The organism is Bacillus sp. FJAT-29814, from assembly GCF_001510715.1.
GTDB lineage: Bacteria > Bacillota > Bacilli > Bacillales > Cytobacillaceae > Neobacillus.
The window spans coordinates 48,243-65,450 of record NZ_LMTJ01000010.1 but is presented as its reverse complement, the minus strand read 5'-3'; the positions used below and the strand labels follow the sequence as shown (position 1 = coordinate 65,450).

The following is a 17,208-nucleotide window of genomic DNA, read 5'->3' as shown; positions in this document are numbered from 1 at the left end:
GATTACAAGAACATGCAAAAAAGACATCCCCCTGCCCTGCACTGGAAGGATGTCTTTTTATATATGGAGGTACTGGTTCTTATCGTTTTAAAGGGAGAACTTTTTGTAAAAATCATTCTGGAAATAAGTCGGAAGATAGATACCGTTCCCCCGTGTCAGGAGCCAAACAAAGGACACGAGCTGTTAAAGGCAAGTTTTTTGCTATCTCGATAGCAAAATAGGTGGAGGATGCTCCAGACGCGCCTACGAAAATGCCTTCTTTCGCCGCCAGCCGGCGTGCAGTCTTTTGGGCATCTTCATCCTTAATGAGTAAAATTTCATCATAGATGGAGCGATTTAAAATTTTGGGAATAAAACCCGGGCCTGTTCCTGGGATTTTATGAGGTCCAGGCTCCCCCCCTGATAAAACAGGGGATCCAAACGGTTCCACGACGTAAATTTTCAAGTCTGGAATTCGCTTTTTTAACTCTTCCCCAACACCTGTGACAGTTCCTCCTGTTCCAGCGGTCAACACAAGTGCGTCCAATTTGCCCTCGAATGCCTCTAAAATTTCAACTGCAGTTGTTCCACGATGGGCATCTGCATTTGCAGTATTTTCAAATTGCATTGGAATAAAGCTATCTGAAATGGATTCAGCTAATTGGTTGGCTTTATCAATTGCCCCTTGCATTCTTCTGTTCGCTGGAGTGAGGTGGACTTCAGCACCATATGCTTTTAAAATTTTCACACGCTCAGCGGTTGCATTATCAGGCATTGTAATGATGCAGCGATACCCTTTGACTGCACATACCATAGCAATCCCAATCCCAGTATTTCCGGAAGTCGGCTCGATGACCGTGCTTGTTCCCGGAATCAGTTTGCCCTCTTTCTCTGCACGGTCAATCATACTAATGGAGGCACGATCTTTTACACTACCCCCGGGGTTAAAGGATTCCAATTTTATATATACCTTTGCACCAGATGCATCTGGTAATTTGTTTAATTTCACGATAGGGGTATTTCCAATTAAATCCAGAACCGAATCATAAAGTTTCAATTTACTTCACCTTCAATTTTTCCAAATGTTTGATGATTGGTGTCAAGTTAATAAAATTTACCTTTTTAGACTTATTCACAATAGAAAGCAACCCAGCTTTTTTAAGAAAATGTTTCTTGTTTCTTGTTAATCATTTAATTCCAATGAGTTTAGTTGGCTATAATTATAGTATTATACTTGGTTGAAAGAATCAACCTTGTTTTTCGAAAAGTCAATTAATCGCACATAGGGAAGGGCTTAGCATATTCACTAAGCCCTTCCCGTGTACTCCCTAAAATAATGCCAATATTTAATTTTGTCATCGGTTCTTCCTCCGTTTTAGTTGATTTCCCAAACAACTTGTCAAAAAAGCCCATATTGGCTACCACCTTACCATCGAATATATGACAGATTGACCAATTTCAAAATTATTTTTACCTTAAAAAAACTCTCTATACTTCCAAGTAATAAAAAACTTCAATTCCGAACCTCTATTACGTAATTCAAAAAAGAGCCCATTCTTTTAAGAATTGAGCCCATTGCCTTCTTTCTTTTAATTAAAGGGTGCCTACTAAAATTATTTGGTTATTAAAAGAATATTTAAATACCCTGCCGACAAGAATTCCAAGAAAAAAAACAAACCTCCGAGCCCTTAATAAATTATTGTGCAGAAGTGGAAGACATGCCGCCATCAATACGAACCATCGTTCCATCAATGAACCTAGATTTATCTGAACCTAAGAATACCATCAAATCTGCGATTTCTTCTGGTGTAGCATAGCGCCCCATTGGAACAGCAGCCGCAAATGCTTTTTGCGCTTCCTCAGCATGTTCTTCTCCAACTGCATTTCTTTCAATTCTACGCATCATCTCTGTATTTGTTGCGCCTGGAGCAACAGCATTTACGCGTACGCCATATGACGCCATTTCTAAAGCTGCAGATTTTGTAAGTCCGAGAAGAGCATGTTTCGATGCAACATAAACACTCATTCCCGGAGCACCAAGCCATCCACCGTTTGAAGCTGTGTTGACAACAGAACCAGATTTTTGTTCTCGCATGACACTAAGAACGTATTTTAAACCGTAATAAGCCCCAAAGAAGTTAACATCCATAACAAATCGCAAGTTTTTTTCCGTTTGCTCTACGATTGGTGCATTGGCGCCATTTACACCGGCGTTGTTAATAAATACATCGATACGGCCATATTTTTCAACGGTTTTATCAACATAATTTTTTACCTGGTCTTCTTTTGTAACATCCGCAGAAACGAATAAGATATCACTAGCTTCCACTTGTTCGGAAACTTTTTTTAGCGCATCTTCATTTAAATCCACAAGCGCTAATTTTGCCCCTTCCTTTGCAAATGCTTTTGCTGCCGCAGTACCGATACCGCCGGCTGCACCAGTAATTAAAACGACTTTGTCTTTTAATAACATAAAATCATCCCTTTATTCTTGTAATATTGGTACTCATAATGACAAAAGCATGCTTAACGATTTTTCTTTTTTATATTGACCAAACATATATATAAAATTCCAATTCTTATTCAATCTTTTGACCCGTTTGCGAAAATAACTAAATCTCAACATTGTAATTGGAGTTAAAAGTGCGGTATGCAGCAAAATGAAAGGATATATAGGGGTTCTTGTAGATTAAAGAGAGGATCACTTGTAATAATAATGGCACTGTCTATATTCAATGCAATTTTGTACATCCTTACAAGAAACATGAAAAGGCAACACCCTAGAGGATAGTCGCCTTTCTTGAAAATAAGTTGTGAAACACACTTGAAACACACTCCACGTGCGTTCAGTGTATGTGGCAACACATTGGGTGCTAGTGAGTTCACACTTGTTTTATTCAACAATGACTGAACATTTTATTTTTGAGGGGGAATCTGTGGTTGTTGCGGTTCTACATCCTTGAATGCATCTTTAAATGCATCTTGTTTAACCTCAATTTCTTTATTGAAATTGTTTAATATCTCCTGGATAGATTTTGCATCTTTCCCCATAAGCGTTTGTTTGATTTGATCTTTCACCTTGCTTAATGGCGTCACCTTTCTATCTGTTACCTTAATGATGTGATAACCAAACATTGTCTTAACCGGCTCGCTCACTTCATCTCTTTTCAATTTCAAAGCGGCCGCAAGAAATGTTGGGTCCATTTCCTGGCTCTTTCCAGAAAGATAGCCCAAATCCCCGCCTTCTGCCCCAGACACCTTATCTGTCGATTGTTTTTTTGCTAATTCGGCAAAATCGGCTCCTTTCTGTAGTTCTATTTCAATTTCTTTAGCCGTTGACTCCTCATCCACGAGAATATGACTGGTTCGCACCTCCGTGTATTGGTCTTTATTTTGTTCATAGTAATCTTTTATTTGTTTATCTGAGACTTTCACCCCGTCCGTTGTTGCTTTAAAGAAATAAAGGGATTGTTTAATTTGATCTTTTAATTCTTCTTCGTTGTTAAAGCCCTGTTGTTGCAGGAGCATTTTAAATCCATCTTCACCACCGGCCTGTTCCTTTATCTCGTCCAGCCGTTGATTCACCTCTTTATCAGATACTTCATATTTCCCTTCCAAAATTTTCATATAAACCAACTTTTGAATCAATTCTTTTCCCCGCTCGGAACTTACCACTTCTTTATATAAATCATCTTTTGAGATATTTCCATAGTCCGTTTTAACAAGTACCTCGCTCTCAGCGCCAGAGGCAAGAGCCGAACAGGCACCAAGTAAAATTAACAATGATAAAATGGCTAAAACTGTGATCCTATTTTTCAATTATCTTCACTCCTACTTTTGACACTTTCCAAAGTCATGGCGGCTTTCGAATCTGACTTGGATTTAGCATCCAGATAAAAAGCTAAATAAGCTTTAAAATTCCTTCGATTTTTCTATGTATCCCCCCTGTACCAAGCAGCATACCCGGTACAGGAGGTATTTTACTCTAACCTATTGCCAGACTTGAATCATCGCATCTGCATGCGCTTTCAAACTGTTATACGCTTTTGCGGAGATCTGATCTGCATCTTTTTTAAGATCCAGGAATCCTTTAAAATCATTAATGTGTTTAACAACCTTATCCGCAGATCCATTCTTTTCAAATTGATTGACGGAAATCAAATGTGCCTTCAATGCTTGCGCTGCACCTGCTTTGAAAGCTCCCTCTTTAGCAAAACTATCAATTACAGAACTTAATCCTTCTGCGCTAAGATTGCTTGCCAAAAGATTCGTATCGGTAACGCTTTGCTTAGAGTCTGTCTCTGAAGTGGCCGTAAAAGTAAGAGTGGCCGGAGCTGTCTTGCCCTTCGGAATTTTCACGTATACCGGTACGGCAACGGTTGCTCCTGGTTCCACAGCCACTACGTTTTGATCAAGTTGAACTGTCCAATCACCTGCAGAAGCGTTGACACGGAATAGATCCTTTGCTTCTCCGGTATTGGTGACATTAAAATGATAGACTGCCACTTTGCCCGGTACGGCAGGTTGTACAGTTTCAGCACTTACATCCACTCCGCGTTTATAGGCGCCTGCGCCCTCTGTGTTACGGACCGCAACCTGATAACGAAGTACGCCGTCATTGTCTTTGTTTTTCCCTAAAATGTAGAAATGAAGCTTATTGTATGGATCGATGTACTCACTGACAATAGAGTCTTTGTCAATCGAACCATCGAACTTTCCGGCAACCAAACTTTTCCCATTCCCAGCTTTGAATAAAGCATCAAGAGCTTGGCGAGGGTCACCTTTACCAACCATAGCTGTAGTGCCGTCAGGTCTTGTAAAGTCCTTCAGGTTAATATCCTCAGGATGCGAATCAACTACCCAAATGTTCGGGGCGGTCTCCGCATTTTTCGTTTTGGCGATCAATACACCGGAGTCGGCTGCAAAGGAATCCGCACCAAAGCGGTCTACCACTTCAAGGGTGTAGTTATTGAACATTCTACTATTAGCAGAACCAAGGATATCGTTGCGCCAGTCACCGGCAAGGTAATCTGTTGGTGTTAAATCGTTCATGCTGATGTTGATGCCGTGGAGTCCGGTTCGGCCGAATTTACTGCCAATTGGTGCTTGTCGAGCGACAATTTCTGCAAACGCCGGTCCAGATTCTTTTAATTCATCACGGTTTAGCTGCAGGACTTCATCATTGGATACAAAGCCCTGTTTCATCTTATTACGGAGCATATGTGGTGCCGATAAAGAAGCACCGAGGGTAGATGGAATCATCCAGCGAGTGTGCGTTCCACCCGGGCCATTGAATGATCCACGGCTCATAGTTTCCCAATAACCCGAATAGGTTCTAGGGTCAAGAGCTGCATTATTGTAGTTATCGCCAAGACCGCGGAGATGACCAAATTCATGAGCGAATGTGCCCATTCCATCACTTTCGCCTTGAATAGAAACACGAATTGTTTTTCCATTGATCCTTGCGCTAGATGCGGCAGACCAAATAGCTTTTGCTGCGTACCAGGAAGACCATGGTACATAACGAGTTTTTGCCCAGTTTGGCATGTTTTCAAATCCAGGCATATCCTTCGGCGGACCAAATTCATCAGGCACCTTGTCTTGATTCAAAAACATCATTTCGCCAAGTTCCTGCCATACAGTGGATTCATCATAGCCGGCATGAACGATGAACGCAAAGTCATATTCCTGTCCAGAGGCGGTGATGTCAGCTGCTGCTGCATTTACGCCATCCGTGAAAAGGTTCCCACTTGGATAATTGCTTGGCCGGGCACCTGGATTCATACTGTTTTCAAGCCCATACTGAAATTCAAACTTATCCAAGCGGTATGGACCATAGGAATCAAGAGATACACCCCATTTTCCATGAGAGTTCTCTTTCCAAAAGTTATCGATTGTTTGATAGTTGTTGAGTTTGCTAGGAACATTCAGGAAGTCTCTCCACCATTCCCCAAGTTTTTCACGAGGAACGGCATCGACTTGTGGGTTACCGATGAGCTCTGAACCCTTCGGTTTGGTCAAGATAAAATCCTGATCCGGAAAGTCGACCAAAATCAAGGCCCCTCTAAGTTCTGTTTCTGGTTTAACATCTGGACTATTCCAGTCAATACCAGGGACCTTTTTATAATCATTCCATGTCATATTTTCCGGATTCACCCATGACTGGGGATCTACTGGGGCGGGCAATTTATCCAGCCCTGGATCCGCTGCAAAAACTGCTGTTGAAGACGTCGCAAGCAATATAGTAGTCGTTATTGCTGCAATTTTACTTCTAAATTTCAAATCCATTCTCCTCCCTATTAGAAAATGACCTACCTTTTATGTAGGTAATAGTTTCACGCAAGTAAATAAGACCCCAGAAGGGCACTTCGATCATTCCTGCTTTTTTTTGAATCTAAACAGTCATGTTTAGCAGAAATATCTTTTGTTTTGTTTTCTAATTTCCCCTGATCATTACGTATTGTTTTCATTACTGTATCGCTAGCCCCCCTATCGCCCCCGTTCATAGCTTTATGCTTACCTTGGTTTATCACCCCCCTTAAAGTCACAAACCATATAGTCATAGGTCGAAAAACAACCTACAAAAAATTCCAATATCTTCATGTAATCTTTTGTTTAGATAAGCTTGGCAATTTGCAAAAAAAATTCTTCCATCGGAAGTATGTATGGTGAACTATTATGATGATTGTTTCTATAAAATATTTACTAGATTCTTTTAAACAGTCTTGTTTATATTCTAAAACATTAATTAGTAGGAATATGGTGAATATTACCACTATTTAAATATTTCAACCGACAAACTCCTACATTCAACTTGTTTAATAGTTAGGAATCGATGTTTTTTACGGTTACCTTTCAAACCATTTGTCAAATGTGCACAGATTTTGACCGGATTTGCAAAAAGTTTTTTGGTATAAACAACTTGCCAACATCCATAATGAATTAGCCCAAAACAAAAAGGCAGCCCCCCTCATTTGAGGGGGAACTGCCTATAATAATTTAAGATGCGCAACACACTCCACGTGTGTAGTCATTGGGAACATGTCAACTGGCTGGACTTCCAATGTCTTGAAGCCGCCGTCTTCCAGGATTCTGAGGTCGCGCGCCAAGGTGGCCGGGTTACAGGAGACATAGACGACCTTTTTCGGCCTCATCTCAATGATGGTTTGCAGCAAGGCTTCGTCACAGCCCTTGCGCGGCGGGTCAACGACAAGCACATCTGCTGCATTTCCCTCCTTATACCACTTCGGAATCACAACTTCAGCCTCGCCGACCGCAAATTCAACATTGGTCATTTTGTTCAATTCCGCATTTCGCCTTGCGTCCTCGATTGCATCTGGTACTACTTCCACACCGAACACTTTTTTCGCCTTTTGCGCCAAAAATAATGAAATGGTGCCAATGCCGCAATAGGCATCGATGACGCTTTCCTTCCCTTTTAAATCCGCGTACTCTAACGCCTTTTCATAAAGCACTTTCGTTTGGACCGGATTAACCTGGTAAAAGGATCGTGCTGATATGGCGAACTTCACGTCGCCAATATAATCATAAATGACTTCACTGCCCCATAGGACAGTCGTTTTTTCGCCAAGGATCACATTGGTCCGCTTCGAGTTGACGTTATGGACGATCGATTTCACTCTTGGCAGACGAGCCGTAATTTCCTCCACCAGCCTATTTTTTTGAGGAATCTCTGACGTTCTCGTGATGATTACCACCATCAGTTCCCCGGTCTGCTTTCCGAAGCGGGCCATAATATGCCGTAAAACGCCTTTATGAGTTTCTTCTTGGTAAGCTGGAACCCCGAGCTCATTGCATATTTCCTTTACAACCTGTATAGCCTCATTCACTTCGGGCAGTTGAATCAGACTTTCATCGGTATCGACAATTTCATGCGTTCTTGGTTTAAAGAATCCGGCAATCAGCTTGCCATCCTTTTCCCCAACAGGGACTTGCGCTTTGTTTCGATAATAGAACGGCGCATCCATCCCCATAATCGGATGCACGACTACCTCCTCTATCTTCCCAATTCGTGCAAGCACTTGGCGTACCTGATTCTCCTTGTATTTCAACTGGCCCTCATAGCTAATGTGCTCTAGCTGGCAGCCGCCATATTTATGTTTTTCACTGGCAGGAATATCAACACGGAAAGGGCTTTGTTCATACAGCTCAACTAGGCGTCCGACTCCGTAGCTTTTATTTACCTTAATGACCTTGACCTTTGCCTTTTCTCCCGGCAATCCATTGGGGACGAAGATGGGATAGCCATCAAGCTTTGCCACTCCAGCCCCATCATGGGTCAAATCTTCAAAAACCACATCTATGTAATCATTTCTCGTTACCGGCAATGTTCTGCTCATTATTTTCTTCCTTTTCTCATTTTAACTAGCAAGATTCTGACAACTCCCACCCTAAAGCAGTGGGGTCCAGGATACTAATACGCTTCTTAACAGTACCCTTATCTTTCTTTGCAGAAAGAGTTTCTACTGAAATACTGGCGTATATTCTCCTAGAACATTAACGGACGTATTACGTACAGCAATGCACTTCGCCAAGCCAGCCTAAAAGGACCTCTTGTGTGCTTTCCGTTCCGACTTCTTTTGGGCGTTGTCACGACCAATCAGATTTGTGTTTATGCGACAAACCAACGCAATGTCTGACTAGATGATTGTTTTAGATGTTCAAGCTCACGATTGTGCAGTTTAACAAAGTTGTCCCATTGTGTATTGCATAGTTCTATGTCAACGGAATCGAACATTTCAGTTGTGTTTCCAATTAAGAAAGCACTATATAAATCACGCTGGATACGAAAGTCCCCCAAATCATTCCAACGTTCTGAAAGTTGCTTCTTCGTATATTCACCAGTCAAATGATTGAACTGACTGGCCTTTGTGGCATAGGTATCTATTTTCTTGATTGACAGTCCCTGATAACCAAGTTTTCGATCAATAATCGCTAGTAGCATGGCAGGAGCATGGTTAGCAATTGATTTGCCAAACCGTTTTTTACGGTGTATCTTGCCATTCTTCTTATTTCGAGTTGTTTTCTTTGCTCGTTTTTGCAGCGATTGAAATCGCATGGTTTCCACTCGTACATCAGAGCCAAGTTCTAAGATCTCGTTCGCTAACTTCTCATGCGACTGTTTTCGTTGCACCGCAATCTTACGAAACATTTCTTTCCGCTCTCGTCGAAGCTTTATATAACGATTGGAATACATCCATATCTTTTTACCCTTTTTAGTAGTACCATTCTCTTGATAGTTTTGAGGATTGGCGGCACGTTTCGACCTGTCCATTGTTCGCTGAATACGGCGAAGTTTCTTGTCATCGGCATTGCATTCTGGAGCTAGTTCTCGAAGTTGTACGGTTTTTTCACTGCTAATCGCAATCGTTGATGGGCCAATGTCGATACCTACACGTTTGTTTTCATCATTCGCAACATTTCGATTACGTTTTGCTGGTGGATAGCCTTCCTGAATGAGTTGCACAAAATAGCGAACCTTTCCACGTATTACCCGTTTCAAGATTCGAACATACTTGGTCTTGTCCATTAAGGCGAGATGAGCATATTCATCATTAGCATTCGGTGCAATCGGCATACATAACCAATTCTTAGGGGTAGAACGTTTTTTTGTTGGCTTGTCCCCCCAAAGGATATTACCATTTGCATATCGCAATCCAGTATGGTTTGATTTGTTTTCAATCGAAATATCATCATCAAACGCTTTGAAGTGTACTTTTCGAGCCTTGTTAAAATGCAGTTTCTCTACTGCTTGAAAAGCTCTTGTAGCAAGTTTTTGGGCTTCAAAGCTACCGATATTTTCCTTAAATTTATGCTGAACAGGTTTCACAAAATAGTGCAAACCATATTCACAAAATCCATAGGATAAACGAATCTTTGAAAGCTGTTTATCACGTTCTTTAGACTTAGGTTCACGAAGCAAAGTACGATACTCTTGGTCCGCTTTCACACGTTTATGGCGTTTGAGAGCTTCACCTAGGCAAGAATTGTAGACGTACCGAGCAATCTTGAGTTTCTTTTCCAAACGGTGTTGTTGCCAAACAGGAATATTCAGTGGAAGTTCGATTGTATAAGTCGGTGTATTTTTTCTTGTCATAAGTGTCAGCTCCTCTCTAGTTACGTTTTTTTGATTTTCAACGTATCGCTTGATTGTTTCACTCGATACATTTCACTCTTAAGCGATGACAACAATTTTCAATTCCCCACATATTTCATGTACCAACTGTTTAAAACGTTCCTCCACATAAGTACGAAGGAATATTTTCCTTCTGTACCGAGGACAAAAATAAAATGGTAGTTGATTAATGTACGGTTGTTTTTGTTCGTATGTATTCTTTCATATATTATATTGTATCAGTTCATATGAAAAACTCCAACACACCTAGCTCTGTATCCGACCTCTCTCTCATCCCATGTCTAAGGACGGGCTATGCCCTGCATGGACTTTCTTGTTCGGAAAATCTGTAACACAAAGCAGGACTGATTGCGAAATCGAGACAAGTGCCTTTTTTACGCAAAAAATGTCAGAATATTTCGGTTTTCAAATATAATGAAAGTGTATATGATTAAAACAATCTCATCGGAAGGAGTGAACCCTTGGTGAAAATGATTAAGCCACATTCCATCTCGTTGCTTCTCATCTTCCTTGCTTTTACCTTTTCACATTTTACACAGGGACCTCCTCAAAAACACCTTGTAACCAAAGCAATTATCTTCCTTGATGATTCACAGGCAAAGTCGCAATCGGATGATGATAAGAAAAAAGCACCTGGCCTGCCGCAGCTCCTGATCCTTACTATTGCCCTTACTGCAGCAACAAACCCTCCACGTTATTTTTCAAAAAACACGACAAGGAACCGCAGCTTTCTTACAGCGGTTTTTCATCAATCGAATTATGTGATTCTTCCTCCCGCAGTCTAACCACAAAAAATAAGGGAGGAACATAATATGTGGCTTCGTTTTATTATGATTGGTTTGTTTTCGATATCGGCAGCAGGGATGCTTACCTATCAGGGAATCGAAATTTACCATGCTTTTATCGATTTCTTTAAGCAAAAATAACAAGAAAAGCGGAAGCGCCTTCGGAACAAGCACAGCTTGTTCCTGCGATGATTATTCTAAGGAGCTTTCCTTAGTGGCCAGGCACTTGAGCTGGACAAAAAAGGAGTCCGTAACTGGTAAACCACCAGCCACGGGACTCCTTTTATTCTTTCATTGCTTCGACTTTCTCTTTGACTTCCTCAATATTCTTCATCTTGTTATCCCAGCACTTTTGGCTCAGGTCCACAGGGTAGTGCTCTGGATTCATGATCCGCTTGTACTCGTCCCAAAGCGCGTCAAGATTCTGCTTTAAGTATTCGCGGGATTCTTCCAGGCAAGGAATTTCATAGACAAGCTCGCCGTTCACAAAAATATCTTCATGAAGCTCCTTTGCCGTAAAGTTCGTGACCACCTTGTTTAGATATGTGTGGGTCGGATGGAACATGCGCAATTTTTTCTCTGGAATCTTTTCATTCTCCATCGCGATGTAATCCCCTTCGGCATGGTGGTTCTTATTATTAATAATCCGGTACATTTTCTTGGCACCTGGAGTTGTCACTTTTTCCGGATTCGAGGAAATTTTGATCGTATCCTCCATTTGTCCGGCTTCGTTTTCAATCGCCACTATTTTATAAACAGCTCCAAGAGCGGCCTGGTCGTAGGCGGTAATCAGCTTCGTGCCGATTCCCCAGCTATCGATTTTTGCACCTTGGGCCTTTAAGTTAATAATCGTATATTCATCCAAATCGCTGGAGGCAAAGATTTTTGCATCTTTAAAGCCGGCTTCGTCGAGCATTTTCCGTGCTTCCTTGGATAGATAGGCAAGGTCGCCGCTATCGAGACGAATCCCGATAAAATTAATTTTATCGCCAAGCTCCTTAGCCACTTTGATGGCATTTGGCACACCAAGGCGGAGCGTGTCATACGTATCAACAAGGAACACGCAATCTTTATGGGTCTCGGCATACTTATGAAAAGCCGTGTACTCATCTTTATAGGCTTGAACCATGGCATGAGCATGTGTTCCTGAAACCGGAATGCCGAACAATTTACCTGCCCGAACATTACTTGTGGCTTCAAATCCGGCAAGATAAGCCGCGCGCGTTCCCCAAATGGCTGCGTCCATTTCCTGCGCCCGTCTTGTTCCGAATTCCATCGCCACTTCATTGCCAACGATCTGCTTGATACGGGATGCCTTGGTTGCAATTAATGTTTGATAGTTCACAATGTTGAGCAAAGCTGTCTCAATCAACTGTGCTTCTGCCAGGGGAGCATCCACCCTCAGCATCGGCTCACCGGCAAAGACAAGCTCTCCTTCTCTCACCGACCGAATGGCTCCGGTGAAACGCATGTTTTTAAGATAGTCTAAAAAATCGTCCTGGTAGCCAACTTCATTTTTCAAATACTCGAGATCATCCTCAGAAAAGCGGAAGCCCTGAATATATTGGATGACTTTTTCCAAACCGGCAAAAACGGCATAGCCATTTCCAAACGGAAGCTTGCGGAAAAACAAGTCAAAGACCGCACGTTTATTATGGATACCATCCCTCCAATACGTCTCTGCCATATTAATCTGGTAAAGATCCGTATGCAGAGTCAAGCTATCATCATGGTAAATGTGTTTCATAATCTACCTCCAAAGGGACTATTACAGCTTTCAAACATTATTACCAATAATACCATTAAAAAAACTTTTAAACCACTGTAGCCCCAAGAGATTGTCCAAAGTGTCCAAGTGCCCATTCGTGTCCGGCGGGATTAAAAGAGGCAACACCATCTTTGTAAACAACAATCTTGAAGCCTTTATTATAGGCATCTACTGCGGTGTGGAGGACGCAAATATCGGTACAAACGCCGACTAGGTGAACCTCGGTGATTCCGCGCTCGCGTAGCTTGATATCAAGGTCAGTACCTGCAAACGCTGAGTATCTTGTTTTATCCATATAGTGGACATTTTCTTTAAGTTTATTGGTTTCGTATATCTCTTGAAGCGAACCGTATAAATCCCGGCCAGCTGTACCGCGGAGGTTGTGCGGCGGGAACAGCTTCGTTTCCGGATGGTATTCGTCCCCTTTATCATGGACATCGATGGCAAACACGACATAATGGCCGTTATCAATAAATTCCTTTGTTAACGAGGTTATTTTTCCTTCAATTTCCTGGCCCGGCTTTCCGCAAGTTAACGCCCCAGCATCATGCACGAAATCATGCGTGTAATCAATATTGATTAGTGCTTTTTTATCCATACCCCATCGCTCCTTTTTAAGTGTCTTTACTGCTGTCTTTAATTCATTATACACAGTTTTTTAACCCGCTGGAACATTTTCCACTTTTTAAAAATCACAAAAAGGCCCGCCCCTTTAGCAGGAGCGAACCCTTTCTTAGCTGTATCTTTTTCCTGACACCCAGTCAGTCGGCCGGTCGTTTTCCCGGATATCATCAAGCCGCACAAATACTTCCAAATGACGATAAAGGTTGGCAAACTCGGCTGGCAACAGGCCGCCGAATTCCCCGTCCAAATTCAATTGAACTTTTTCCTCTGAATGAACTTTGATTCGATTTGCCTTTGTGTAGATCACGTTAGGGTCATTGATATGCTCCCCGCGAACAGCGAGAGTTGCAACCCGGATAAATTCAGCAAGATTTACTTTTTTCAAAATTAACAAAGAAAAAAGTCCATCGTTTATCGAAGAATCCGGTGCCAATTTTTCGAAACCGCCAATAGAATTGGTCAGTCCGACAAGGAACATCATCGCCTCGCCTTCAAACAGCTTCCCGTCATACTCAATCCTGAGCTCGGAGGCCTTAAAGGAAGGAAGCATTTCCACACCCTTTAAATAATACGCCAACTGCCCGAGCATCGTCTTCAACTTGCTTGGAACCTCATAAGTCAATTCGGTTATTCTACCGCCGCCAGCAATATTAATAAAATATTTATCATTGATGCGCCCAATATCAACAGGAATGAGTTCACCTTTTGTAATGATGTCAACAGCTGCCCCAATATCTCTTGGTATATGCAAGGCGCGGGCAAAGTCATTGGTTGTGCCCGCAGGAATGATCCCCAACTTCGGACGAAACTCCTGCTCGGCAAGGCCATTGACCACTTCATTGATGGTTCCGTCCCCCCCTGCGGCAATGACGACATCATATTGGCGCTCTACTGCTATCCTTGCTGCATTGGTGGCATCTCCGGCACCTGTCGTGGCATGACAGGATGCTTCATATCCAGCCAACTCTAATCTTTCTAAGATATCCGGCAGATGGCGTCGAATCAACTCCCGGCCCGAGGTAGGATTATAAATCAGTCTTGCTCTTTTCATTCACATCATCCTATTATCAAAATCATCAATTTATACGATACCACTTCTATATTCTACCAATTATCATAACAGCTTACAATTAAACTAAATGGACTATCTTCTTATCTAAACGTCCATCTACTATAATACCTCTGTTTTATTATTTTGCAAAAAATATGGGATGAAAAAAACGCGATTAAGGAGGCCGGCGTCTTATGGATGGGAAAACCTCCGGCAGATATGGTTTTGCTGCCGTTATCCGAGACGACATTTATCGGCCTTCTCTGAGGAATCTGGAGCAATTAGGAGCATATGAGTGGATTTCTAAGGATGCCAAGGCTCATTAACCGAGGTCCATTGGGAGACCTTCTCAGCCGAAATAATTCCAAAATATCAAATTTGTCTGATAAATAATTACCCCGTAAAATGGGAACCAACCCCTTTCTATCCAGTTCTCTTCCATATCTTTATTTAAAAGGCTATTAATTAAAAATTCAAGGAGGATGATGATGAGAAAATTAAAAACGATCTTTTTGCTTAGCTTGTTGATGTTATTATTGGCTGCCTGCTCGGTAACCACTTCGGGTAATGAAAAAATTTCTTCCCTTGAAAAAGCCAAAAAGGATGGCAAAATCGTGGTGGGTTTCGCCGGTGAAAAACCATATGCCTACGAAGATGAAAACGGGAAATTGACTGGGGAAGCTGTAGAGGTCGCCCGCGCCATCTTCAAGAAGATGGGTATTGAAGAAATGGAAGGGAAATTAACGAAATTCAGTTCACTAATCCCTGGGCTAAAAGCTGGGAAATTTGATGTTATTACGGCAGGCATGTACATAACACCCACACGCTGTGAACAGGTTGCATTCGCCGAACCTGATTATTCTATAGGAGAAGCACTTGCGGTTAGAAAAGGGAATCCTAAAAATATCCACAGTTATGAAGACATTGCGGCTAATCCCGACATTAAGGTTGCGGTCATGAATGGTGCAATTGAAATTGATTACCTTAAAGCAGCCGGAGTAAAGGAAAGCCAGATGGAATTCGTCACCGACATCCCATCAAATATTACCTCATTGGAGTCCAATCGTGTAGATGCCATCACGATGACAGGACCGACACTAAACGCCGCACTTGAAACAGCCAATGCAAAAAATATTGAGGTCGTGGAAGATTTCACTCAACCTGTTGTCGACGGGAAAAGCGTCCGCGGCTACGGTGCAGCCGCCTTCAAACCTGGCGATGATGAAATATTAAAAGCCTATAACGAGGAACTTACGAAAATGAAGGAATCCGGGGAGCTCTTGGAAATCCTAGGCGAGTTTGGATTTACGGAGACAGAACTGCCTGGAGACACAACAGCAGCAGAACTTTGCAAATAACCAAAGCCTTATCCAACCGTTAGGAGGGCGCTCCACTTGGCGCCCTCTATCTGCAAAACTTAAAAACTACCATAACGGAGTGATGAAATATTAGTAAATATATCGATATCTTTTTAAAAATACTGCCAGGTGCACTCGTGACCATTGAAATATTGCTTGCATCCGCTGTTCTGGCGTTTGCCGTTGCGTTTATCGCAGGCCTGGGGCGTGTTTCGAGATTCGCTGTTATCCGCAGGGTTACAGCGGTTTATGTAGAGCTTTTCAGAGGGACATCATTACTGGTGCAATTATTTTGGATTTTCTTTGCCCTGCCAGCCTTCGGCATCCAATTTTCCGCTTTTCTAGCCAGCGTCGTTGCATTGGGCATGAATTATGGCGCCTACGGGTCTGAAATTGTCCGCGGGGCGATTATCGCGGTTCCAAAGGGACAGACGGAAGCCTCGATTGCGCTAAATATGACCAACTTTCAGCGGATGAAACTGGTTATTCTTCCGCAGGCTTTTCGGATGATGCTCCCGGGATTCGGCAATATTTCGATTGAATTGTTAAAAGGAACCTCGCTTGTTTCCTTAATTACACTGACCGACATGACCTACAAGGGATTAATCATTCAAAATTCTAACATTAGCTATACGATGCCTGTTTTTGTTACCTTATTATTCGCTTATTTCCTTGTGGCACTGCCTCTGATTATCCTATCCAGAAAACTGGAAAAACGTTCTGCGAAGGGAGTGGCGACCGCATGAGTTGGGATTGGAATTTTGCCATTGAAGTGTTCCCTAAAATACTGAGTGCCATATGGCTGGTCATTGCAATTACATTTGGCTCTTTTATCGTTGCTTTAATTCTTGGACTTTTGCTTACTTTTGCAAGAAGATCAAGTTTTAAACCATTATCGCTGCTCGTTTACGCATTTATTGAATTTGTAAGAAGCACTCCCCCATTGGTTCAGTTATTTTTTGTTTACTTTGCCCTTCCTGCCATTGGCATCTCCATCAATAAATATGCAGCAGGGATTGTTACACTTGGAATTCACTATAGTACCTACGTATCTGAAGTCTATCGTTCAGGAATCGAAGCCATACCAAAAGGCCAATGGGAAGCTGCGAAAGCGATGAACTTCAGCAAAACACAAACGTGGTTCCGCATTATCTTACCGCAGGCCATTCCTCCTGTTATCCCCATGCTGGGGAATTACTTGATTGTATTATTTAAAGAAACTCCTATTCTGATGGCAATTGGTGTCGGGGAATTTTTACAAAAGGCACAGTTACTCGGTTCGACTCACTTTAAATATCTAGAACCAATTACTATTGTTGGCCTTTTATTCTTATTGCTGAGTTATCCCTCAGCACTATTGATCAATAAACTTGAGCAAAAATCCAACCAGGCATTTACCAGTAAGAAAAACCGCCGTTTAACCAATCAATTTCACTTAAAATCCGGGGCGTAACTCCGCTGTATTTATCACAAAGAAAGGAAGAGAT

General features: G+C 42.0%; 14 protein-coding genes and 2 pseudogenes. 5 read left to right on the top strand and 11 right to left on the bottom strand.

The window, feature by feature from the left end:
- Nucleotides 1–112: 112 nt before the first annotated feature.
- From cysK to AR334_RS29140, 8 genes and pseudogenes are all read right to left on the bottom strand, one after another.
- Nucleotides 113–1,036 (bottom strand): cysteine synthase A, encoded by a 924-nt coding sequence (cysK, locus tag AR334_RS23925; protein ID WP_066319614.1) that lies wholly within the window; start codon nt 1,034–1,036, stop codon nt 113–115.
- Nucleotides 1,037–1,290: 254 nt separating this feature from the next.
- Nucleotides 1,291–1,392 (bottom strand): annotated as a pseudogene (locus AR334_RS29700) (NADPH-dependent oxidoreductase); the annotation flags it as partial.
- Nucleotides 1,393–1,675: 283 nt separating this feature from the next.
- Nucleotides 1,676–2,452 carry an SDR family NAD(P)-dependent oxidoreductase gene (locus AR334_RS23920; protein WP_066319612.1) on the bottom strand — a complete coding sequence of 259 codons (777 nt, stop codon included), beginning with the start codon at nt 2,450–2,452 and terminating at the stop codon, nt 1,676–1,678.
- 443 nt (nt 2,453–2,895) lie between these two features.
- The gene (locus tag AR334_RS23915) at nt 2,896–3,798 is read right to left on the bottom strand and encodes a peptidylprolyl isomerase (protein ID WP_066319610.1); all 903 of its coding nucleotides are present in this window, start codon (nt 3,796–3,798) and stop codon (nt 2,896–2,898) included.
- Between the two features lie 171 nt (nt 3,799–3,969).
- Nucleotides 3,970–6,267: an immune inhibitor A domain-containing protein gene (locus AR334_RS23910; RefSeq protein ID WP_066319607.1), complete on the bottom strand. Its 2,298-nt coding sequence runs from the start codon at nt 6,265–6,267 to the stop codon at nt 3,970–3,972.
- 701 nt (nt 6,268–6,968) lie between these two features.
- Nucleotides 6,969–8,339, bottom strand: a complete 1,371-nt coding sequence (rlmD, locus tag AR334_RS23900; protein WP_066319602.1) for a 23S rRNA (uracil(1939)-C(5))-methyltransferase RlmD — start codon at nt 8,337–8,339, stop codon at nt 6,969–6,971.
- Nucleotides 8,340–8,611: 272 nt separating this feature from the next.
- Nucleotides 8,612–10,096 carry a hypothetical protein gene (locus AR334_RS23895; protein ID WP_066319600.1) on the bottom strand — a complete coding sequence of 495 codons (1,485 nt, stop codon included), beginning with the start codon at nt 10,094–10,096 and terminating at the stop codon, nt 8,612–8,614.
- A gap of 81 nt (nt 10,097–10,177) precedes the next feature.
- Nucleotides 10,178–10,340, bottom strand: a pseudogene (locus AR334_RS29140) (transposase); the annotation flags it as partial.
- 259 nt (nt 10,341–10,599) lie between these two features.
- Here AR334_RS29140 and AR334_RS23890 point away from each other — a divergent pair.
- Entirely contained in the window at nt 10,600–10,920 is a 321-nt protein-coding gene (locus AR334_RS23890) for a hypothetical protein (protein WP_156431381.1), read from the top strand.
- Between the two features lie 283 nt (nt 10,921–11,203).
- On the opposite strand, the gene AR334_RS23885 is transcribed toward AR334_RS23890, so the two are convergent.
- The 3 genes from AR334_RS23885 to AR334_RS23875 form a co-directional block, all read right to left on the bottom strand.
- On the bottom strand, nt 11,204–12,667 hold the full coding sequence (locus AR334_RS23885; protein ID WP_066319593.1) for a nicotinate phosphoribosyltransferase: 1,464 nt from the start codon (nt 12,665–12,667) through the stop codon (nt 11,204–11,206).
- 67 nt (nt 12,668–12,734) lie between these two features.
- The gene (locus AR334_RS23880) at nt 12,735–13,286 is read right to left on the bottom strand and encodes a cysteine hydrolase family protein (RefSeq protein ID WP_066319585.1); all 552 of its coding nucleotides are present in this window, start codon (nt 13,284–13,286) and stop codon (nt 12,735–12,737) included.
- Between the two features lie 135 nt (nt 13,287–13,421).
- Nucleotides 13,422–14,363, bottom strand: a complete 942-nt coding sequence (locus AR334_RS23875) for a diacylglycerol kinase (protein ID WP_066319577.1) — start codon at nt 14,361–14,363, stop codon at nt 13,422–13,424.
- Between the two features lie 194 nt (nt 14,364–14,557).
- On the opposite strand from AR334_RS23875, the gene AR334_RS30690 reads away from it, so the two are divergent.
- From AR334_RS30690 to ehuD, 4 genes are all read left to right on the top strand, one after another.
- Nucleotides 14,558–14,689 carry a hypothetical protein gene (locus tag AR334_RS30690; protein WP_301337179.1) on the top strand — a complete coding sequence of 44 codons (132 nt, stop codon included), beginning with the start codon at nt 14,558–14,560 and terminating at the stop codon, nt 14,687–14,689.
- Nucleotides 14,690–14,851: 162 nt separating this feature from the next.
- Entirely contained in the window at nt 14,852–15,721 is an 870-nt protein-coding gene (gene ehuB, locus AR334_RS23870; RefSeq protein ID WP_066319575.1) for an ectoine/hydroxyectoine ABC transporter substrate-binding protein EhuB, read from the top strand.
- 89 nt (nt 15,722–15,810) lie between these two features.
- Nucleotides 15,811–16,467, top strand: coding sequence for an ectoine/hydroxyectoine ABC transporter permease subunit EhuC (gene ehuC, locus AR334_RS23865; protein ID WP_066319573.1), 657 nt, complete (start codon nt 15,811–15,813; stop codon nt 16,465–16,467).
- Nucleotides 16,464–17,174, top strand: a complete 711-nt coding sequence (gene ehuD / locus AR334_RS23860) for an ectoine/hydroxyectoine ABC transporter permease subunit EhuD (RefSeq protein ID WP_066319557.1) — start codon at nt 16,464–16,466, stop codon at nt 17,172–17,174. Before ehuC ends, ehuD begins: the two co-directional genes overlap by 4 nt.
- Nucleotides 17,175–17,208 lie beyond the last annotated feature (34 nt).

Coding starts and splice junctions, on each gene's coding strand:
- AR334_RS23880 (WP_066319585.1), bottom strand. CDS start 13,286: ATGGATAAAAAAGCACTAATCAATATTGATTACACGCATGATTTCGTG.
- AR334_RS23885 (WP_066319593.1), bottom strand. CDS start 12,667: ATGAAACACATTTACCATGATGATAGCTTGACTCTGCATACGGATCTT.
- AR334_RS23895 (WP_066319600.1), bottom strand. CDS start 10,096: ATGACAAGAAAAAATACACCGACTTATACAATCGAACTTCCACTGAAT.
- AR334_RS30690 (WP_301337179.1), top strand. CDS start 14,558: ATGGATGGGAAAACCTCCGGCAGATATGGTTTTGCTGCCGTTATCCGA.
- rlmD (WP_066319602.1), bottom strand. CDS start 8,339: ATGAGCAGAACATTGCCGGTAACGAGAAATGATTACATAGATGTGGTT.
- AR334_RS23910 (WP_066319607.1), bottom strand. CDS start 6,267: ATGGATTTGAAATTTAGAAGTAAAATTGCAGCAATAACGACTACTATA.
- AR334_RS23875 (WP_066319577.1), bottom strand. CDS start 14,363: ATGAAAAGAGCAAGACTGATTTATAATCCTACCTCGGGCCGGGAGTTG.
- AR334_RS23920 (WP_066319612.1), bottom strand. CDS start 2,452: ATGTTATTAAAAGACAAAGTCGTTTTAATTACTGGTGCAGCCGGCGGT.
- ehuD (WP_066319557.1), top strand. CDS start 16,464: ATGAGTTGGGATTGGAATTTTGCCATTGAAGTGTTCCCTAAAATACTG.
- ehuB (WP_066319575.1), top strand. CDS start 14,852: ATGAGAAAATTAAAAACGATCTTTTTGCTTAGCTTGTTGATGTTATTA.